Raw genomic sequence first — 20,452 nt, forward strand, 5'->3', positions numbered from 1 at the left:
AACTATGATTAACTACTGAAAGGCGGCGTAAGTCTTTGGTTGTTATTGCTTGAATGACTTCGAAAACTTCCGAACCTTCGTCGACAATATTGAGTTTAGCTTCTTTGATCAAATGATTTGTTAGAGAAGTATAAATCTGCTGCTAGGCGAGCAATTTCCGCTTCCTCATCTGCCGCAATTATTAATATGGGTTTGGAATAGTCGGCATTTATTGTCACAAAATTAGCATTATTTGCTTTGTCGTTTAGCGAAAAACCAAGAAAGTCAAGGCGCTCGCAAACAAGTGATCGCACACGTGCAGAGCGTTCACCGATGCCACCAGTAAAGATTAAAGCGTCAATGCCGCCAGCTTTGGCGGCATAACTTCCAATGGCGGCACGTATTTGGTGTGCAAAGTATTCCACAGCAAACTTGGCATTTTCACTATCGCTTTTTTCCAACACAGACATTTCGCCACTTTCGTCATCTGAAAGTGCTAATAAGCCAGAATTTTTATAAATCAAGTTACTTAATTGAACATCATCATAACGTTTGGCAAGTTCTAACATCACTCCAGGGTCAATGTCTCCACAACGTGTTCCCATTGCAATACCACCAGCAGTGCTGTAACCCATACTGGTGTCTACAGAGCGTAAGTTTTCTAGCAAGCACAGACTTGCGCCACTACCAAGATGCGCCACAACAATCCGACCTTTTGCCGCTGCGCCAAGAATTTTGGGTAATTCCTGTGCGACATGTGCGTAATTAATGCCGTGATAGCCGTAGCGACGTAGTTTGAGGGCTTGAGGAATTGCCAGGCGGTATGCAATCTCTGGTAAGGTATAGTGAAAGGCTGTATCAAAACAAGCGATCTGCGGGCAATTAAATTGTTTGGCGCACAAATCTACACCTAGCAAGTTATCAGGCATGTGCAGTGGTGCAAGATAAGTGATGCTTTGCAATCGCGACCGCTCATTGGCATCAATCAAACGTGCTGCATCTGGTAATTCCCCGCCATGAACGAAACGATGAGCAATTAACGTCGGTTGCTTATTCTCTAAATCGGCAAGTAATGCAATAAACGCTTTGGCATGGCTGTGAATATAATCGGCACTGCTGTAGGTGTAGCGAAAGTTTTCTCGCTCACCGTTAGTATTAAAAAGACTCGCCTTGAGACTAGAAGATCCGCTGTTAATCGCTAATATGCTCATCAGGCCATACCCAATCATCTTCTTCCGGTAAATCTACACCATATTCGTAAGCATACTGGCAGCATTCCATTTGCCTGTTACGTAACTTTTCTTGCACATGCGCACCAATAGTTTGCAGGCTCGGTATGCGATAAATAGCATCAATGGCCAAACTAAAGCGGTCAATTCCATTTTGAATGGCCAGTTCTAGCGGCGTGTTGATACTGCCTTTTTCTTTATACCCACGCACATGCAAATTATTGTGATTAGTACGTCGATAGGTTAGGCGGTGAATCAAGTATGGATAGCCGTGAAAGTTAAAAATAATGGGTTTGTCCGTTGTAAATAAGCTATCAAAATCGCGGTCAGAAAGTCCATGCGGATGCTCGCTTTGGGGTGCAAGTTTATATAAATCCACTACATTGACGAAACGTATTCTAAGCTGTGGAAAGTGCTTGCGAAGCAATACTATGGCGGCGAGGGCCTCTTTGGTAGGAATGTCACCAGCGCTTGCCATGACTAAGTCTGGCTCTTGCTCTGCGTCGTTACTTGCCCATTGCCAAATACCAATGCCTTTGGCGCAATGCTGAATTGCAGCATCCATGCTTAGATACTGTAAGTGTTTCTGCTTATCACAAACGATGACATTAATATAATCGGTGCTATTTAAGCAATGATTAGCTACAGTCAGCAGGCAATTGACATCGGGAGGCAAGTAGATGCGGGTTACTTCTGGGCTTTTGTTCACCACAATGTCGAGGAAGCCAGGATCTTGGTGGGTAAATCCATTGTGATCTTGTCGCCAAACAGTAGAGGTAATCAGTAAGTTAAGCGACGAGACTGGTGCACGCCAAGGCACTGCTTTGGACATCGCAAGCCATTTAGCATGTTGGTTGAACATAGAATCAATTACATGCACAAATGACTCATAAGTCGAGAAAAATCCATGGCGACCAGTGAGTAGGTAGCCTTCTAACCATCCTTCAACCGTATGTTCAGAAAGCATCTCCATCACGCGACCATCAGGCGATAGTTCACCACCATCCGCATCTTCTGGCAAATAATCTGCCATCCAAGTTTTTTTGCTTGCTTCGTAGATATTGTCGAGTTTGTTTGAGCTGTTTTCATCAGGCCCAAATACGCGAAAATTGTGCATATTACGCTGCATGATGTCGCGCAGAAACATACCCAGTGGCCGTGTGTTTTCAGCCAATAGTTTGCCTGGCGACTCTAAAGCAATCGCGTAATCGTTAAAATCTGGCATACGCAGGGCTTTGCGCAATAGGCCTCCGTTGGCGTGCGGGTTAGCGCTCATACGGCGATTACCTTTTGGAGCAAGTGCTTTTAAATTGAGATGTAGCCGTCCCTGGCTATCAAATAATTCATCTGGATTATAACTACGTAACCAGTTTTCTAGTTGTTTTAAATGTGCAGGATTTTCTTTAACCTTAGCCAGCGGCACCTGATGAGCGCGCCAGAATCCTTCCACTTTGTGGCCGTCTACTTCTTTAGGGCCTGTCCAGCCCTTAGGCGAGCGTAGCACAATCATTGGCCAGCGTGGACGAGTGGCTTTGCCACTGGTGCGTGCTGTTTTTTGTATATGATGAATATCATTTACGCATTGTTCCAGCGTGGTTGCCATGGCATTGTGCATCGTTAATGGGTCGCTACCTTCAACAAAGTAGGGGGTCCAACCATAGCCAATAAAAAGGTTTTCGAGTTCCTCATGTGAAATGCGAGACAGAATAGACGGGTTGTTGATTTTGTAGCCATTGAGATGCAAGATGGGCAACACCGCCCCGTCACAAATCGGGTTTAGAAATTTGTTGGAATGCCAAGAAGTTGCCAGAGGTCCAGTTTCAGCTTCGCCATCGCCTACCATCACTGTGACTAATAAATCTGGGTTGTCATAAGCTGCACCGAAAGCATGCGAAATGCTATAGCCCAACTCGCCACCTTCGTGTATCGAGCCTGGCATTTCAGGGGTACAGTGGCTTCCAATGCCACCAGGGAAAGAAAACTCTTTAAAAAACTGACGCAATCCTTCTTCATCTTCACCCTTGTTTGGGTACACTTCACTATAAGTGCCTTCCAAATAAATGGGGGCGAGTACGCCAGGTGCGCCGTGGCCAGGACCTGCAAGAAAAATGGCATTGAGGTCATACTTGTTAATCAGCCGATTCATATGAATATAGGCAAAACTTAAGCCTGGGCTTGAGCCCCAATGTCCTAATAGCCGTTGTTTGATATGTTCAGATTTGAGTGGATGCTTCAGTAAGGGGTTGTCGCGCAAATAAATCATGCTGGCCGCTAAATAATTGCAAGCACGCCAATAGGCATCGATAGACTCCAGTTCTTCATCCGAAAGTTTTGGTATTGCAAATGGAGCGCTCATCTATATTTTGTGCCTTTTATGTGTTTGCTTATTATCTTCGGGCTTACTTCTGACTAGCAAGACAGGCACAGCGCTTGTTCGTACTATGGTTTCAGCGTCACTACCCATCACTAAGCGCTCAATGCCTCGCAAGCCATGCGTGCCCATTACGATCAAATCCGCATGGCATTTATTAATGTGATTTAGAATCGATTTATATATTTGGCCATTATTCGAAACAACCAATTCTGATTCGGCTGAAATTCCAGCTAGTTTGGCGGCTTCTGTTGCTTGTAATAGAATTTTTTTGCCATTTTCAAGCAACATATCAGTAATATCGATATAGTTTATATCCCCAGTTGTATCCATTATCGGAATGAAATTATCTACAACATGCACAAAATATAATTTGGCTTTTTGATCTTTTGCGAGCTCAATTGCATGAGTCATGCCGCAATCTGAGGTCGGACTTCCATCTACAGGGCAAATAATTTGTTTGTACATATAAACCCCTTTTCAAATTTTAAAAATCGATATCAATATAAAACATGGTCTTTTTTAACTTCTATGTGTTTCAATATTTGCTAAAATTACGGGTTTTTTACGCAATTTTGCTGTGATTTCATCATCTGGATAACCAACTATAATTGGCGCAACTACGGAAAATTTTTCTGGAATATTCAGCCTAGCTTTTGCTTCTGGCATGTTTAAAAAAGGTAAAGCGCTGCCAATTACACATGTACCTAAACCCATGCCACAGGCTGCTAACATGAGATTTTCAGAAGCTAGCCAGCAATCTGCGGCATAAAATGGCGCAGCAGTTTCGCCACAAATCAGGATAAGAGTTTTTGCGTTATAAAAAATATTAAAATCTGATTGAGTGAAAATATCGAACGAATGATTTGTATGCTCTAACGCCAGCTTTTGCGTTTCTGCGACAAACAATGGCTTTGCCTGGTTAGATAAGCTTTGTAATAACTGCGTATCCTGAATGATGACAAACGCCCAAGGCTCTTGATGTATTGCAGTAGGCGCCCGCACGGCTGCATCCAACAGAGTGCTAATCATAGACCTATCAACCTTGCGCGATTTATAGCGACGAACTGAGCGTCTCGCAAGTATCGTTTCAAAAATGGTCATTTCATCATTAGGTAGGAGCATAATCTATTGAGTTCACTTCATATTCAGCAAAACTGAAAGAACACAGTAGCAAAAATTTCCCAGCTCGGTAATCCGCGCTAACACGTATATAAAGCAAGGTAGAAGGCGGTGCTAATTCGCCTTACAGCCCTTAACTGACTTTGAGAGCCTAAATAATGTAGATTATTGGGGGCGTGACTTCTAAGTTGTTTTCTCAACTATAAAACTTTAAAGAGGGTAGCCAAAAAAATCTAGATTTTTTACTGCAGATACTCGGATTAGAGAGTGATGTATTAGGGCATTTACGCCTAGTTTAAGTCACAATAAATTAAGCTCATTCTCCTTCGTGAACGATACGTGCAAGATCGAGTAAATTGATGGCACCAGTTTTCTGCATAATTTTAGACTTATGAATTTCTACTGTGCGATGACTAATGCCTAATTGACGTGCAATGTGCTTGTTGGGATGACCTTGCACAGCCAGAAGCATCACATCGCGTTCCCGATCTGTCAGGTTGGCAAGGAGTAACAGAGCATCTTGATGAGTAGCTTTTTCTGCTAGCAATCTTTCTGACGTATGGATAGCCGCTTTAATTGAATTAACAAGCTTTTCGCGAATTACGGGTTTGGTGAGGAAGTCTACTGCACCTGCTTTCATTGCTTGAACACTCAGGGGAATATCGCCATGCCCAGTCAGAAAAATAACCGGCAGGAGAATGTTACGTTCTAATAGTACTTGATGTAGTTCTATACCATCCATGCCCGACATGCGTATATCGACAATTGCACAACCAAGTGTTTCTAGCTGGTACGAGTTAAGAAAAGTTTCTGCACTATCGTAAGCGCACACGATAATATTTTCCTGTTTAATCATTAGCGTTAAAGCATCTCTTACAGCTGCGTCGTCATCGACTATAAAAACAGTGGGTTTAAGCATGATTTGGGATAAAGGGTAAAGTAAAATGAAACGTTGCACCATCGCTAGCGTTTTGCTCCAACCAAAGTTGTCCACCATTGGCTTTTATTAGCGCGCGACTGATGAGCAGTCCCATTCCAATACCTTTAGATTTTGTGGTAAAGAAGGGCTCAAATATTCGTTCAGCTAGTTCTTGGCTTATTCCATGCCCCCGATCTTCTACCGATACGTGGGCCATATTTTTATCTGTATATATTTTAACGCTAACAGCAATCGCAGAATCAGCTTGGCCCTTTTCATTGGTTGCTTCTATAGCATTCCTTAACAAATTGACTAATACTTTTTGTATTTGAATTTTGTTGCCTAATACTAGCGGTATATTTCGATCTAATTGCAGTATAGGTTGTAATCCAATTAGCCCATCACCTTTTGTTGTATTCAATGCATCTAGCACGGTTTCATTCAAATCAAACCGTTCGGTAATCAACTCACCTACTTGTAGAAAAGCAATTAGCTCATGCAAACTAGTCCCTGCGCGTTGCGCTTGAGAAACACAGCCTTCTAAGGCACGTATTAGTATTTCTGGGTGATTGTTTACATGGCTTAGTTCATGTAAGGCCACCTCGCTATACGCAGAAATAGCAGCTAGTGGTTGGTTAAGTTCATGCGCAATAGCTGAAGCAGTGTGTGAGGCAATTTGTTGTTTATAAAAACTTTCTGTCTCTATCCGTTGTTCCTGCAAGATTTTTTCTGTTAACTTCTGTTTAGTAATATCTCTTGCTACACCTACAAATCTGACTGCTTTTCCGTCTTTAAAGTGCATTTCACCTACCGAAGATACCCAACGCTCAACCCCATCATGAGGGTTTTTGATGCGGTATTCAGCATAGTATTTTCCATCACCAGCGGGGTCGAAACAACGATTAAATTCAACTGCACTTGCTACCCGATCTTCAGGATTAATCACACCTATGAACTCATCGTAATTAATCGTTTCACCAGGCTTTTTCCCCCATAGCTCTAGTATTCTTTCATCATAATGAAGTGCTAAGTTTTGCGGGTCTACATCAAAAACACCTAAATTTGCAGCTTGCTTAGCTAACTCCAGCCTTTCATTACTTACTCGCAAGGCTTGCTCTGTCTCGCGCCGTTTATCTGCGGCATAAAAAGTAATCAAAATATAAGTCTGATCTTGGATTTTGATTGGGCTGAGGCCTATATCTACAGCCAGTTCTTTGCCACTACTACTTAGTGCAAAAAGATCTCGGCCATCACCCATTGAACGTTTCTCAGGATTTTGAAAAAAACCATTACGATATTGGTGGTGATGCCCACGAAATCTTTCTGGTATGAGTGCTTCAACCGTTAAGCCACAGATTGTTGCCTCGCTATATTCCAGCAGTTGTAACGCCGCAAAATTGGCCTCAACTATATGTCCTGAACTATCGACTAAAAGCATGGCATCTGCCGCAATATCAAACAGTTTTTGGAAGCTTAAGTTATGAAGTAAGTTGGCCACAGTGCCTTTATGAACTGATTAGATTCGTTAGTTTTTGGACTATTAAAAAATTGCCACATTTATTACATACTTATGCCCTTATAAGGGCTTCCCCTTACGTGTTTGCACGAATATATTGTTTTTAATCAATCCTATAAATTATCTATATCAAGAGTGCCTTAACAATCAACTCGCTGTTGCAATGCAAATTAGGTTATTACGAGCAAATTTTTAATGTGAATTGGAGGTAACTATGCAAGATATTAACGCCTTTCAGGAAGAAAATCATATACCTGTCATTGGAAAAGTGTCTAATTCAAAAAGTAAATGTAATCATAAAGTTACCGACGTAGCTTTGTGCGCTTACTACAAAGCAGAGGCGCGTGGCTATGAGCCTGGTCATGAAATTCAGGACTGGCTTGATGCTGAAGCTGAAATAGCAGCTGAAACTAATAAGGGTAAAAGTAAATGATTGCGCAAATTGTGAACAACCAGGCTGAATGAGCAGAAGTTAAGCATAAAAGTTATAAATCAGACCCAGCTCTTCGTTTTCCCGTTCAATAGCGTTATCAGGAGATGTAGATATCTCTAACTGCAGTGGAAAATTTAAAGCATGGATATTAGAAATTACATTACTAAAAATTGAGCCATCGAAGCGTCGCAATATAGCCGTTAAGTAAAGTTGTGTAGTTGTATTTGTCTGAATTCAGAAAGGATTAACATGATAGTTACAGATTTATTGATAGTGGTGCTAGCAAGTGTGGTGTTATCAACAAGCGCGTTAGCAGAAGAGCCAATGCTCTTGCCTAAAGTTGAAGTTTTAGGCAATGTGACTTATGTAACTGGCGGAATTGGTGAGGATGAGACCGCTGCAATGAGAGAGGTTGCAAAAAGCTATCAACTAAAAATTGTATTTGTGCAAAAACTTAAGGAACAAGAACAGTTTATCTCTGACGTTAAGGTGAAAATTCAAGATGCGCAAAACAACTCAGTACTTGATATTACTACGGAAGGCCCTTTTTTATTGGCTAATTTGCCGAACGGTAAATATGTAATTACGGCTGAATTTAACGATCTTATTAAGCGACAACAAGTGAGTGTTAACGCAAAGAAACATCAGAAAGTGGTTTTTTGGTGGCCTTTTGTAGAACAACCAGAAATTGAATATGAATCAGAATAATTTAGTGCTTACTAAGAGGTTTGCTTAATAACTGATCTTTATATTTCCCAGATAGATTAGTCCTCACAATAATTTAGGACTTATTTATCTTTATTAAGAGAGCGTTATTTAAACAGTTAGCAGGCATTTCGACGTTTGATATGCACACATATTTTGGATAGGAGATTAATAATGCGTTACAAAAGCATCATGGTGCATTTACATATGCGACACTCAAATACCGCTGTTCTTAAGGCTGCAAGAAATATTGCAGAGCGCTTTAATGCGGGAGTGATCGGTATTATGGTGGGTCAACAAACACAGATGATTTATGGCAGAGGTTATGCGGCGCTTGATTTTTTTGATTGTGAAGACAAGTATATCCAAAAAAAATTAAGCGAAACAGAAGCATTGTTCCGTAATGAATTTGAAGGTTTTTCTGGAGCGATTGAATGGCGTTCTACCGTTACTAGAGAGCTAATGACTGATTATATTGCAGCAGAGGCGCGTAGCGCAGATATTATTATTACTGGCATCTCACCTACTGATTTCTATGAAGGACCTGCAGGTGTGACAGCAGGTGAAATCGTGTTGAAGTCAGGTCGACCTGTATTAGCTATTCCAATAGCAACAGAAAATCTTTCATTGGATAACATATTAGTTGGTTGGAAAGATACGCGTGAAGCAAGGCGTGCAATTCTCGATGCTTTGCCGTTATTACAGATTGCTAAGCAGGTGACCCTTGTAGAAATAGTGCCAGAGGCAGAAATAGAAGCGGCGAATAACCGACTTTATGATTTGACGTGTTGGCTTAAGCGTCACGACATTGCCGCAGAATGCCTAACATATGCGTCTAAAGATGATGACGCGTCACAGTTTGCAGATATTGTGAGGGAACAACAAGCAAATTTAGTTGTAATTGGTGCTTACGGACACAGCCGATTGCACGAATGGGTGCTGGGAGGCGTTACAAATGAATTATTGCAGCAGACAGAAGTTTGTTGTCTGCTATCTCACTAAATTGTGTTTTTGCAAGATTCAGATATCCCGAGTCATAATTTTCAAGTATTGGTGAGAATATTTTTAGATGAAATATTTAAGTTTTAAACGGGCATAATTTTTATAGCTAGTTTGTCTTTTAATTCTATTGTTATAGCTGGAGAAATTATAAGTCAATTTTTTTAAATACGAAAAAAGCTATTCATTCAAAGTATCAGCACTCACTTAAACTTGGTGATACTTTGGATCTCAATGAGTCAGCCTAGGGCATACGTTAATTCACAGCTTTTTGAGGTGATATTGACGATAATGTTTTGTTACTTATGATGAATTATAAAGAGCCCACTACTTCTCAGCCTCTCACCAACTCTGATGCCGCACTTGATTTAGCATCGGTCCATTCATATGGCTTATCTTCATTAGCCGCTGCAAATCGACTTAAAGTAGATGGATATAACGAACTTCCATCACATAGCCGACGTGGGTTTTTACGCATCCTGTTTGAAATTATTCGACAACCCATGTTTGCATTGTTAATTGGTGGCGGGTTTGTTTATTTGTTGCTAGGGGATCGTGTAGAGGCTTTATTTCTATTGGCATGCGCTTGTCTATCTGTTGCTATAACAATCGTGCAAGAGTCTCGTAGCGAAAAGGTTTTAGAAGCTTTACGTAGTTTAGCCAGCCCAAGAGCCGTTGTTATTCGTGATGGCAACAGAATAACTATTGCTGGTCGCGAAGTGGTTATGAAGGATTTGTTGCTGATTAATGAGGGTGATCGAGTAGCTGCTGATGCTACTTTACTCTCGGCACATGATTTATTGCTTGACGAATCATTACTGACTGGCGAATCGGTAGCGGTACGTAAATTGACGAAACAAACCTTAACTGATCAATCAATTAATAATAGATTAACAATAATGCCTGGCGGTGAAGACTCACCTTATATTTTTGCGGGTTCTTTGGTTGTGCGCGGCACAGGGCTTGCACTAGTACACGCTACGGGCGTTCGTAGCGAAATGGGCAAAATAGGACATGCCCTGAATACCATCAACAGCCAGCAGCCACATCTACAAAAGCAATTGCATGGACTGGTACGTAACTTTACTATTATTGGAGCTATAGCTGGCTTGGCGGCTACTCTGTTGTACGGGATTTTGCGTAACTCTTGGCTTGAGGCGCTATTGAGTGGAATTGCACTTAGCATGTCTTTACTGCCTGAAGAATTTCCGCTAGTTATGGCGGTTTTCATGGCAATGGGCGCATGGCGCATATCTAAAGTTCGGGTACTGACCAGACGCGCATCAGCCATAGAGTCTCTAGGGGCTACAACCGTATTGTGTACTGACAAAACTGGCACTTTAACTGAAAACAAAATGTCTTTAGTCGCCATTCAAGCTGAGAATGAAACTTGGGTAGAAGCCGACAACACTACGGCAACAACTGACATTCAAATGGTATTAAAAGCAGCTTTGTTAGCTTGTCCACAACAGCCAACTGATCCAATGGATATTGCTATCCACAAACTGGCAGAAACAAAAACTGACAGCAGTGATGCCAATTTTAACAACAACACACTAGTTCGTGCTTATGGACTTAGGCCAGATTGTTTTGCTGTGGCTAATATATTGACTGCTAACAATGGAGGCAGTACGGCTTATGCGAAAGGTGCGCTTGAAACGATTGCAACGCTATGCCAGTTAACAGAAAGTCAATTATCAACGATTCAAAAACAAGCTGAAAAACTCGCTTTAAATGGTATTAGGGTGTTAGGTGTAGCGCAAGCAAAAATAAATACCGCACAATTAAAAGCACTGCCAGAAACTTTAAATGGTTATAAATTTGAATATGTGGGCTTAATTGGCTTTGCCGACCCATTGCGTGCAAACGTGCCTGCTGCGGTTGCAGAATGTCGTGCAGCAGGTATTCGAGTAATCATGATAACTGGAGATTATCCAACCACAGCCTTAGCGATTGGGCAACAAGCAGGGCTCGACTTTGCCCAAGTATTAACAGGCGACACTATTGAAAAAATGACGGATGCACAATTGATAGCTGCCTTAAAGGTCACTTCAATATTTGCGCGTATTCGACCTAATCAAAAATTACGCATTGTGCAATTATTAAAGAGCGATGGCGAAATTGTGGCGATGACAGGCGATGGCGTTAATGATGCGCCTGCTATTAAGGCGGCGGATATTGGCATTGCAATGGGTGGGCGCGGTACCGATGTTGCACGTGAGGCTTCGAGTATTGTATTGCTGGATGACGATTTTGGCTCTATCGTTAAAACGATTAGGTTAGGTCGGCGCATTTACGACAACCTGCGTAAAGCCATCGAATATATTATTGCAGTTCATATTCCCATTGCTGGCTTAGCCATTTTACCACTGCTGTTTGGCCTGCCTCTGATACTCACACCTATTCACATCGCATTTTTAGAAATGATTATTGATCCAGCCTGCTCAGTGGTATTTGAAGCTGAGACTGAAGAGAATAATGTTATGCAGCGACCACCACGAGATCCCAAAAGCCCATTGGTTTTACGTAAGCGCGTGTTGTGGGCAATCATCCAAGGCTTAATAGTTTTTGGCGTCTTGGCTATCATTTTAGGCGTTACTATTTATATAAAGTTAAATGAGGTGGATAGCCGCACACTCATGTTCACATCCCTTGTTATGATGAATATGGGATTGATTTTATTGAATCGTTCATTCAGTGCCTCACTGTTGACGGTAATTTTAAAACCCAGTCGTTCACTTTGGATTTTACTATTCAGTGTCAGCGCACTATTAACCATAGTGGTTATTTGGCAGCCTGCACGATTATTATTTCATTTTGGACAGTTTCATTGGTATTTATTGGCTATTTCAATTGTAGCAAGCTTGTCGACTTTGCTTATTTTAGAAGCGATAAAATCGCAATGGTTTCAGATTAATATTACTTACAGACGCGATTGAATATGAAAAAAGCCTAGTATTCACACTTGGCAAGATTAATAACACACTTCAGTGGCAAGCCAATAACATTTACTTTTACCGTAGCGGTTATTGTTATCTAGATAATTACAGGCCCACTATTTGAATTCAGCGATACATGGCAGTTAGTAATTAATACTGGAACAACCATCGTTACATTCTTAATGGTTTTTTTAATTCAGAATACGCAAAATCGGGATACTGAGGCTATTCAAGAAAAGCTAGATGAACTTATCAGGGCCACGCAAGGCGCGCACAATGCGCTACTAGACTTGGAGGAGATAGAAGGAGTTAGATGCTTTTCGAGTGAAATATCAATTATTGGCTAAATCCGCACGAGAAGAAATTTTACGTGGCTTTAAGGATACGAACATTCCTGAAGCATAATTTATATTTCCATATTTTCAGTGACTGCTTTGGACCTTGAATTCAACCGGTCAATGCAAGAGATTGGGCAAATCTTTCTGCCGGTGTTTGGTAGTTTAGTGTTTTTTTGGACGCTCATTTACTACTCTCCAGTTCAGTTTCGACATTATTGAATGTCTACTGAATTCTGGGAAGTCCACTGGTTACTTGCTGATAAAGATGCAGTAAATAGTTTTCTTTCTAGGCCTGCTCATATTTATAGTGGTGCGATCACTGTTGGTCGCCCAGATAATGAAAAAAATCCTAAATCAAGAATGATGGGTACTTTAAAGCTGCAAGAGGTTGCAAGTATGATGACAAGGTGCATGCGATTGGCATCATCAAGCAAGAGTGTTTGAATCTTAAAAAACTTAGGCGCTCAAACTCATTTGATAGATTTGAAAGGAAATTACTTAATTAGAAAAGTAATAATCCCATAAACTGGCACAAAATATGAGCTACAGTTAGAGAACTTGACCTTGGTAGAGCAATTACACACTACGTTATCAGCTGATTTGATTTGTGCTTATGAATCTGCAAATTATCACGTCAGATCAGAAAAGCCTTTTATTATGGAAGTAAACAAAAGAAGTGATCGATTGAGTGATTTGTTTTGGACCTATAGAGTATCTTGCGCTGCTTTTATTACGGCCTACAATCCCTTAAGTAAGCCTCTCCCATACGAAGAAAACCAGTTAAGAAACAAAAACCTCAAATCTGATGTAGAAAGTATGGGTTTGATTTTAATCAGTGGTTACGGGCAAGATTCATTAGGAGAATGGGACAGAGAAGATAGTTTTTTAATTTTCGGTCTAAACTTGCCTGATGCCAAAATATTGGGACTTAAATACGAGCAAAATGCTATTCCAAATTTAATTTTACTAAATTAAATCTAAATATTTGAAGCAACAAAAAAGCCCCACATTTCTGCAGGGCTTCTTTATTATATTTGGCTCCTCGACCTGGGCTCGAACCAGGGACACACGGATTAACAGTCCGTTGCTCTACCGACTGAGCTATCGAGGAATCGGTTACACTTGTGAAGGCGTGATAATACTGGCTAAGAGCCTTTTGGTCAATCGTTACAACCAATAATTTATGGGTTAATTGTGAAAAATTCTAAAAAAATAGTTTTTGCGGTGATGTTTGTCATTATTGCGCTAATTATCCTGCCTTTTTCATTGCCGACGCAGACATATATACGCAAAGCGGAAAGTATTGCCAGCGAAAAATTAGGCGTGCCTGTGACAATCGCAAATGGGCATTTACGTTTTTTACCTAGTCCGCGATTAGTGGCTAGCGGCATTGTGGTTGGTGAGAGTCAAGAAGTGGTAGTTGAGAAGTTGGTTATTGTGCCAACTTTGAGTTCGCTTTTTTCTGCAACTAAGCAGATTAATTTAAAAGTAATTAAGCCTGCAATTAAAAAATCTGCTTTATCGATTGTTTCTGCCTTAACGGCAAATAAGTCTGAAAAAGCGGAAGTAGTAGCAATTAATGTGAGTCGTATCGATATTCAAGAAATGCAATTTATTTGGCCTGATATCAAGATGCCGATTTTGAATGCTGAAATTGCATTAACCAAATTGAATCAGTTAGATTCTGCGCATATAGAAAGTGTGGATGGCAAACTTAAGGTAGATGTGGCGCCCAATGGGGGTGAGCATTTAATTACAGTCAATGCAGATAAATGGACTTTGCCAATTGGTTTGCCGCTATTAATTGATAAAGCAAAGCTTGAAATGCATCTTAAAGGCAATCAATTAACCATTCCTAAAATTGATGCAGCGCTTTATGGCGGTAAATTGGCCGGAAATGCGGTGTTAACTTGGCAAGAGGGCAAGGGTGCAAGCAATTGGAAAACGAAAGGGTATTTAAAAATTGATGGTTTATCAGTAAAAGAACCTACCAGAATGATAAGCCGAGCGGTTTATTTGAGTGGTCATTTATTTGCAGATGGAAATTTTTCTGCCTCAGCCAAAGAAGTGGGCCAGTTGGCAGATCGCTTACAAGCCAATTTTAAATTTAAAATCAATAATGGGATTCTGCATGGGTTAGATTTGGTAAAAGTGGCGAGTTTGTTGATTAAGCAAAGCCAAAATGGCGGTGACACGCAATTTTCTGCATTTTCTGGTTTGTTAAATATATCTGGCAAACAATATCATTTGCGTGATTTAAATATTAGTTCCGGTTTATTAACGGCGACAGGGCAAGTTAAAATTAAACCGAATAAGGCGTTAGATGGCACTGGTTCAGTAGCAATCAAAAATAGTGTTAGTTTGGTCGCCATTCCATTAGACGTTTCTGGCACGGTCAGTAAGCCTGTAGTCTTGCCATCTAAAGCTGCATTGGCTGGCGCTGTGGCTGGTACGGCTATTTTAGGGCCAGGCGCAGGTACAAGTGTAGGCATTAAAGCGGCTGAGGCTTTAGATTCATTTAAGAACTTATTTGGGCGCGATAAATAAAATCGTTTATGCCAAAATTAAGTTTCTATAAAGTTAATAGGTGTATTTGGTTAAACCATAGAAAGTAGGCTGAAATGTTTGATATAGCAGTGCCTTGGTGGGAGTTGGTGGTCAGAGGTTTGGTGGTGTATGTATTTTTAATTGCATTGTTGCGTTTAACTGGCAAGCGGCAGATTGGCCAACTTTCACCGTTTGATTTAGTGCTATTACTTATTTTATCCAACGCTGTGCAAAACTCGATGAATGCGGGTGACAACTCGCTGGTTGGCGGCTTGATATCCGCCACTACATTGGTTGCGGTCAATTATTTGGTCGGTTTAATTGCCTTCAAAAGTAAAAAACTGGAAGCTGTTATTGAGGGCAGGCCGCAAGTTATCATTCATCAAGGTAAGCTGTTTGAGGATGTGATGAATGAGGCAAAATTAACGCGGCAGGAGCTGGACTCTACTTTGCGCCAATCTGGTTATTTTGAGATCAAAGATATTAAGTTGGCAATACTAGAAAATAACGGCAGTGTGACTGTGCAGGGTTATGACAAGAAATAACAGTTAATAAAAAAGGCCTTTAAAAAGGCCTTTTTTATTAATGGGAATTTTAAAGTAAATTGTTTTTAACTTAATGCTTTTTCAATTCGGTCTAACGCGTTACGCAAGTTATCCATGCTAGTTGCAAACGAAATGCGGAAATAGCCTTCTGCACCAAATGCAGAACCGGGCACAACGGCTACATCAAATTTTTCCAACAAGTATTCTGCAAAAGCCATATCGGTCGCCGCATTAATTTTACCTGCTTTATGTAAGCTGGCAATTGCTGACCGTGCATCAGGGAATGCATAAAAAGCGCCGCCTGCCATCAAGCAGCTTAAGCCTGGCATTGCGTTAAAACGGTCTACCACGTATTTATGACGTTCTTTAAATGCAGTTACCATCGGTTTAATGCAATCTTGAGAGCCGCTTAATGCTGCCTCTGCCGCATATTGCGAGATAGAAGTTGCATTGCTGGTTGATTGCGATTGTAAAATTTCCATCGCTTTAATGATATAAGCTGGGCCAGCCGCGTAACCGATACGCCAGCCTGTCATAGAGTAAGCTTTAGAAACACCGTTAAGCACGATGCAGCGGTCTTTTAACGCTGGTGTAGCATTTAATATATTGTAGAATTTATCGCCAGTTAAGTTCACATGTTCGTACATATCATCTGTGGCAACCAATACATGCGGATGTTTTAATAACACCTCGCCTAACGCTTTTAATTCATCCAGACTATAAACCGCACCCGTTGGGTTGGATGGTGAATTGAACATCACCAGTTTGGTTTTGGGTGTAATCGCTGCTTCTAATTGCGCAGGCAGTAATTTAAAGCCTTGCTCAATGCCGCATTCAATAATCACCGGCACGGCTTCAGCCACTAAAGCGATATCCGCATAGCTCACCCAATATGGCGCAGGTACGATGACTTCGTCGCCTTTGTTCAGCACTGCTAGGCATAAGTTGAAAATCGTTTGCTTGCCGCCAACACCGACAATCACTTCATTTACAGCATAATCAAAGCCATTTTCAGTTTTAAATTTATTGACAATGGCTTTTTTAAGCGCTGGAATTCCGCTCACTGGCGTGTATTTGGTATAGCCCGCATTAATCGCGGCAATTGCGGCGTCTTTAATATGCTGTGGCGTATCAAAATCTGGTTCGCCAGCCGCTAGACCAATAATTGGGCGACCTTCAGATTTATATTTAGCAGCTTTAGCAGTAATAGCAAGGGTAGGGGATTCTTTAATGCTTTGAACGCGGTTTGATAAAACCTGTGCAGACGAGTGGGCCAAAATACGCTTTCCTTAAAACGGATTAACTTAGATCGATTGAATAGCCGCTATTTTACGCATAAAAATAGGATTAAGGAATCACCGTATATAAGCCGAGTTTAAATATAAAGACCGCATACTGTGGTCTTTAATATAGGATTGCTAGAATTGTCGAGTAAATGAAATTGCTGCGTTAGTTGCTTGTGCAAATTAACGTCTACTCGTTAACATTCTTTATCACAACCCATCATCTCAGAGTATTCAGCGCCTATATCTTTGTCTATATCGTTCAAGGTGACTTGAATACGATGCATTGTATTTGTATCCCCTTGGTTTTTGGCGATAGCACCTAAGCGCACTAAGGCATCAAAGTGACCTTTATCAAGATTAACGGCTTGTTGATATGCTTGTTGCGCTAAATCTAGTTTTGCTAAGTTTTCATTTGCTAAGCCCAATGCATACCAGGCTTCAGAATTTTTTGGCTCAGCTTGCGTCCATTTTGCAGAAATGTTCGCTAATTTCGGCCAATCTTGGCGCGATTCTGGCACGGCAGCTTGCAGGTAGAAAGGTTTTTTATCTTCGTCATCTTCCCACAATGCTTTTCCAATCACGGGAAATATGGTTGTTTCAGGTTCTTTTTCTAGTTTTTCTAACCATTCAATTGGCAGCGCATAGTGAATGCTGCCGCCGGAACCCGCAGTTTTAAAAGTATTAATACCAACCAAATGGCCTTGCATATCAAATAATCCGCTGCCGCTAGCGCCCATCGTGAATTTTGCTGTGCTGCGAATAATTTTGCCATTATCCGAATCAAAAAGTGCTTTGACATTGCCGCTAGAAGTAAGCGGGGTGGGCACGCCATTAGAGTGCCCAATCGCAGCTACTTGTTGGCCGCGTTTCAAATCAGTGCTTTTGCCAATAACGACTGCTTTAAACGGCATTGAAAATGCAGAAACCAAACATAAGTCGTGCCAAGCATCCACTTTAACGCTGGTAATTGGGTAAGTATCTTCGCCACGGGATATCCAAGGCTGTTTAGTAGCACGCAACACATGACAATTGGTTAATACTTTATTCTCGCCAACCACCACGCCAGAGCCGTATGCTAAGCCGCCAGTCGCGTTGTAGCCACGTACCATCACTACACTCCATAAAGCATCCATCATTTTGGCCGTTTCAAAGGCAAAAGCAGATGGCGTTGCAACAAGCATTGCTGTTATTAACACTAAAAAACGCATGAAAATCTCCGAGGCTAGGATTTATATGAACTGTTAAATCACTGAAAATTTATTCTGAACTACTGATACTGATAGTAAAGACGGATTTATTTTGAAATAAGTTCGCCACATAAATAGACTTGCAAAAAATGCCAGTAAAGTGTGAGTCACAATTAGCTTTTAATCGGAACATATTAGCTTGTAATCAAAAAAAGCGCATTTAGATGCAAAACTGCTAGAATTAAGGTCAAATTTTACACATAAGCTTAGGTATAAACGCGTGTTCGTTACATTTCCCAATAGCAAATATCAATTACATCAACCTTTTCCACCTGCGGGCGATCAGCCTCAAGCGATAGACAAGCTTACGCAAGGTATTCAAGACGGCCTAAAGTTTCAAACGCTGCTTGGTGTAACTGGTTCTGGTAAAACTTATACCATGGCCAATGTGATTGCGCGGCTTGGTCGCCCAGCGATTGTGATGGCGCCAAATAAAACGTTGGCAGCGCAGTTATATAGTGAGTTTCGCGAGTTTTTTCCGAATAATTCCGTAGAATATTTTGTCAGTTATTACGATTATTATCAGCCGGAAGCTTATGTGCCTTCGCGCGATTTGTTTATCGAAAAAGATTCCAGTATTAATGAGCATATTGAGCAGATGCGACTTTCTGCCACCAAAGCTTTATTAGAGCGCGAAGACAGCATCATTGTTGCCACCGTTTCGGCTATATACGGTATTGGCGACCCGACTGATTATCATGGGATGGTTTTGCACCTTAAGCAAGGCGAAAAACTGAGTCAGAGAGATGCGATAGCCCGTTTGATTGGCATGCAATATGATCGTAACGACTTTGATTTTAGCCGTGGCTGTTTCAGGGTGCGTGGCGATGTGATTGATATATTCCCGGCAGAAAACAACGAAACTGCCGTGCGCGTGAGTTTATTTGATGACGAAATTGAAACGATTACTTTATTTGATCCTTTGACAGGACAAATTTTCAATAAAATTCAACGCTTTACCATTTACCCCTCAAGTCATTACGTCACGCCGCGCGAAACTACCGTCAGAGCGATGGAGAAAATAAAAAAAGAGCTGGTTGACCGCGTGGCTTTTTATATTAAAGAAGGCAAGTTGGTCGAAGCGCAACGTATTGAGCAGCGCACACGGTTTGACTTGGAAATGCTCAACGAAATTGGTTTTTGTAAAGGCATTGAAAACTACTCGCGTCATTTATCTGGGCGTAATCCGGGCGATCCGCCGCCAACATTGATTGATTACCTGCCAGACGATGCACTAATGATTATCGATGAAAGCCACGTCACCGTGCCGCAAGTCGGTGGTATGTTTTTGGGTGATAGGTCGCGTAAAACCAATTTGGTGGATTATGGATTCAGGTTGCCATCGGCTTTGGATAATCGGCCACTTAAGTTTGAAGAGTTTGAGCGCATTATGCGCCAGTGTGTGTTTATTTCAGCCACGCCTTCAGAGTACGAAAAGAATCATCAACAGCAAGTGGTGGAAATGATTGCACGCCCAACTGGCTTGGTCGATCCGCCAATTGTGGTTAAACCAGCCGACACGCAAGTGGATGATTTGTTAGGGGAAATTAAGTTGCGTGTCGCGGTAGGCGAGCGCGTGCTGGCAACGACATTAACCAAACGTATGGCAGAGGATTTAACCGATTATTTAAATGAGCATGGCGTAAAAGTGCGCTATTTGCACAGTGATATTGATACGGTTGAACGCGTGGAAATCATCCGTGATTTGCGTTTGGGCGAATTTGATGTGCTGGTCGGCATTAACTTGCTACGCGAAGGTTTGGATATTCCAGAAGTTTCGCTAGTTGCAGTATTAGATGCCGATAAAGAAGGCTTTTTACGTTCCGAGCGCAGCTTGATTCAAACATCTGGCCGTGCGGCGCGTAATTTGAACGGTAAAGTGATTTTTTATGCCAATAAAATCACCCGCAGTATGAAGGCGGCGATGGATGAAACCGAAAGGCGAAGAAAAGTACAGTTGGCTTTTAATGAAGCGAACGGCATCGTACCAAAAGGTATCAGCAAAAGTATTAAAGATATGATTGATGGCGTTTACAGTAAAGATGAGGCGCAACGCGAACGCAAAGCTGCGCAGGACCAAGCCAATTATGAGTCATTAAGCGAAAAACAATTGGCTAAAGAAATGAAGCGCTTGGAAAAAGCGATGCACGATGCAGCCAAAAATCTGGAGTTTGAGAAAGCGGCTGATTTTAGAGATCAGCTTAAAAAACTAAGAGTGAAAGTATTTGGTGCGGAAATGCCGGATATAATTTAACAATATAAATCAATCTATTAAAA

General features: G+C 41.3%; 17 protein-coding genes, 1 tRNA gene and 1 pseudogene. 10 read left to right on the top strand and 9 right to left on the bottom strand.

Annotation, left to right across the window (positions count from 1 at the left end; all coding sequences use genetic code 11):
- Nucleotides 1-95: 95 nt before the first annotated feature.
- The 6 genes from K370_RS02155 to K370_RS02180 all read right to left on the bottom strand — a co-directional run bounded on the left by K370_RS02155 (nt 96) and on the right by K370_RS02180 (nt 7,118).
- On the bottom strand, nt 96-1,190 hold the full coding sequence (locus K370_RS02155; RefSeq protein WP_047537674.1) for an acetate/propionate family kinase: 1,095 nt from the start codon (nt 1,188-1,190) through the stop codon (nt 96-98).
- Nucleotides 1,171-3,564, bottom strand: coding sequence for a phosphoketolase (locus K370_RS02160; RefSeq protein WP_047537677.1), 2,394 nt, complete (start codon nt 3,562-3,564; stop codon nt 1,171-1,173). Before K370_RS02160 ends, K370_RS02155 begins: the two co-directional genes overlap by 20 nt.
- Nucleotides 3,565-4,047 (bottom strand): universal stress protein, encoded by a 483-nt coding sequence (locus K370_RS02165; RefSeq protein ID WP_052185139.1) that lies wholly within the window; start codon nt 4,045-4,047, stop codon nt 3,565-3,567.
- Nucleotides 4,048-4,101: 54 nt separating this feature from the next.
- A complete protein-coding gene (locus K370_RS02170) occupies nt 4,102-4,704 on the bottom strand; it encodes a nitroreductase family protein (protein ID WP_047537680.1) in 603 nt (200 codons plus the stop codon).
- Nucleotides 4,705-5,017: 313 nt separating this feature from the next.
- Entirely contained in the window at nt 5,018-5,662 is a 645-nt protein-coding gene (locus K370_RS02175) for a response regulator transcription factor (RefSeq protein WP_235272661.1), read from the bottom strand.
- On the bottom strand, nt 5,613-7,118 hold the full coding sequence (locus K370_RS02180) for a PAS domain-containing sensor histidine kinase (protein WP_047537688.1): 1,506 nt from the start codon (nt 7,116-7,118) through the stop codon (nt 5,613-5,615). Before K370_RS02180 ends, K370_RS02175 begins: the two co-directional genes overlap by 50 nt.
- 232 nt (nt 7,119-7,350) lie before the next feature.
- On the opposite strand from K370_RS02180, the gene K370_RS02185 reads away from it, so the two are divergent.
- The 7 genes and pseudogenes from K370_RS02185 to K370_RS02215 all read left to right on the top strand — a co-directional run bounded on the left by K370_RS02185 (nt 7,351) and on the right by K370_RS02215 (nt 13,525).
- The gene (locus tag K370_RS02185; protein ID WP_047537690.1) at nt 7,351-7,569 is read left to right on the top strand and encodes a DUF2934 domain-containing protein; all 219 of its coding nucleotides are present in this window, start codon (nt 7,351-7,353) and stop codon (nt 7,567-7,569) included.
- Nucleotides 7,570-7,818: 249 nt separating this feature from the next.
- Nucleotides 7,819-8,277, top strand: a complete 459-nt coding sequence (locus K370_RS02190; protein ID WP_052185140.1) for a carboxypeptidase-like regulatory domain-containing protein — start codon at nt 7,819-7,821, stop codon at nt 8,275-8,277.
- A gap of 171 nt (nt 8,278-8,448) precedes the next feature.
- Nucleotides 8,449-9,276 (top strand): universal stress protein, encoded by an 828-nt coding sequence (locus K370_RS02195; RefSeq protein ID WP_047537693.1) that lies wholly within the window; start codon nt 8,449-8,451, stop codon nt 9,274-9,276.
- 302 nt (nt 9,277-9,578) lie between these two features.
- Nucleotides 9,579-12,212 (top strand): cation-translocating P-type ATPase, encoded by a 2,634-nt coding sequence (locus K370_RS02200; RefSeq protein WP_200883424.1) that lies wholly within the window; start codon nt 9,579-9,581, stop codon nt 12,210-12,212.
- 101 nt (nt 12,213-12,313) lie between these two features.
- Nucleotides 12,314-12,617 (top strand): annotated as a pseudogene (locus K370_RS12330) (low affinity iron permease family protein).
- 152 nt (nt 12,618-12,769) lie between these two features.
- On the top strand, nt 12,770-12,994 hold the full coding sequence (locus K370_RS02210; protein ID WP_047537696.1) for a hypothetical protein: 225 nt from the start codon (nt 12,770-12,772) through the stop codon (nt 12,992-12,994).
- A gap of 120 nt (nt 12,995-13,114) precedes the next feature.
- Nucleotides 13,115-13,525, top strand: coding sequence for a DUF3293 domain-containing protein (locus tag K370_RS02215; RefSeq protein WP_152603133.1), 411 nt, complete (start codon nt 13,115-13,117; stop codon nt 13,523-13,525).
- Nucleotides 13,526-13,585: 60 nt separating this feature from the next.
- On the opposite strand, the gene K370_RS02220 is transcribed toward K370_RS02215, so the two are convergent.
- Nucleotides 13,586-13,661 (bottom strand) — tRNA-Asn (locus tag K370_RS02220).
- Nucleotides 13,662-13,744: 83 nt separating this feature from the next.
- Between K370_RS02220 and K370_RS02225 the strand changes: the two genes are divergently transcribed.
- Both K370_RS02225 and K370_RS02230 read left to right on the top strand, forming a co-directional pair.
- Nucleotides 13,745-15,097 (top strand): AsmA family protein, encoded by a 1,353-nt coding sequence (locus K370_RS02225; RefSeq protein ID WP_047537702.1) that lies wholly within the window; start codon nt 13,745-13,747, stop codon nt 15,095-15,097.
- Between the two features lie 74 nt (nt 15,098-15,171).
- Nucleotides 15,172-15,642 carry a DUF421 domain-containing protein gene (locus K370_RS02230; RefSeq protein ID WP_047537706.1) on the top strand — a complete coding sequence of 157 codons (471 nt, stop codon included), beginning with the start codon at nt 15,172-15,174 and terminating at the stop codon, nt 15,640-15,642.
- A gap of 65 nt (nt 15,643-15,707) precedes the next feature.
- Here the strand turns inward: K370_RS02230 and K370_RS02235 are convergent, their stop codons facing one another.
- Both K370_RS02235 and K370_RS02240 read right to left on the bottom strand, forming a co-directional pair.
- Nucleotides 15,708-16,919, bottom strand: coding sequence for a pyridoxal phosphate-dependent aminotransferase (locus K370_RS02235; protein WP_047537711.1), 1,212 nt, complete (start codon nt 16,917-16,919; stop codon nt 15,708-15,710).
- A 203-nt stretch (nt 16,920-17,122) separates the two neighbouring features.
- Entirely contained in the window at nt 17,123-18,136 is a 1,014-nt protein-coding gene (locus K370_RS02240; protein ID WP_047537714.1) for a trypsin-like peptidase domain-containing protein, read from the bottom strand.
- 259 nt (nt 18,137-18,395) lie between these two features.
- On the opposite strand from K370_RS02240, the gene uvrB reads away from it, so the two are divergent.
- A complete protein-coding gene (gene uvrB, locus K370_RS02245) occupies nt 18,396-20,429 on the top strand; it encodes an excinuclease ABC subunit UvrB (protein ID WP_047537717.1) in 2,034 nt (677 codons plus the stop codon).
- The last annotated feature ends 23 nt before the right edge of the window (nt 20,430-20,452 follow it).

Origin of the sequence: Methylotenera versatilis 7 (genome assembly GCF_000799165.1) — a bacterium.
Classification (GTDB): domain Bacteria; phylum Pseudomonadota; class Gammaproteobacteria; order Burkholderiales; family Methylophilaceae; genus Methylotenera_A; species Methylotenera_A versatilis_A.

Excerpts from the sequence above, each read along its gene's own strand:
- K370_RS02155 (WP_047537674.1), bottom strand. The coding sequence starts at position 1,190 with ATGAGCATATTAGCGATTAACAGCGGATCTTCTAGTCTCAAGGCGAGT.
- K370_RS02160 (WP_047537677.1), bottom strand. The coding sequence starts at position 3,564 with ATGAGCGCTCCATTTGCAATACCAAAACTTTCGGATGAAGAACTGGAG.
- K370_RS02165 (WP_052185139.1), bottom strand. The coding sequence starts at position 4,047 with ATGTACAAACAAATTATTTGCCCTGTAGATGGAAGTCCGACCTCAGAT.
- K370_RS02170 (WP_047537680.1), bottom strand. The coding sequence starts at position 4,704 with ATGCTCCTACCTAATGATGAAATGACCATTTTTGAAACGATACTTGCG.
- K370_RS02175 (WP_235272661.1), bottom strand. The coding sequence starts at position 5,662 with ATGGTGCAACGTTTCATTTTACTTTACCCTTTATCCCAAATCATGCTT.
- K370_RS02185 (WP_047537690.1), top strand. The coding sequence starts at position 7,351 with ATGCAAGATATTAACGCCTTTCAGGAAGAAAATCATATACCTGTCATT.
- K370_RS02190 (WP_052185140.1), top strand. The coding sequence starts at position 7,819 with ATGATAGTTACAGATTTATTGATAGTGGTGCTAGCAAGTGTGGTGTTA.
- K370_RS02195 (WP_047537693.1), top strand. The coding sequence starts at position 8,449 with ATGCGTTACAAAAGCATCATGGTGCATTTACATATGCGACACTCAAAT.
- K370_RS02200 (WP_200883424.1), top strand. The coding sequence starts at position 9,579 with ATGATGAATTATAAAGAGCCCACTACTTCTCAGCCTCTCACCAACTCT.
- K370_RS02210 (WP_047537696.1), top strand. The coding sequence starts at position 12,770 with ATGTCTACTGAATTCTGGGAAGTCCACTGGTTACTTGCTGATAAAGAT.
- K370_RS02230 (WP_047537706.1), top strand. The coding sequence starts at position 15,172 with ATGTTTGATATAGCAGTGCCTTGGTGGGAGTTGGTGGTCAGAGGTTTG.
- K370_RS02240 (WP_047537714.1), bottom strand. The coding sequence starts at position 18,136 with ATGCGTTTTTTAGTGTTAATAACAGCAATGCTTGTTGCAACGCCATCT.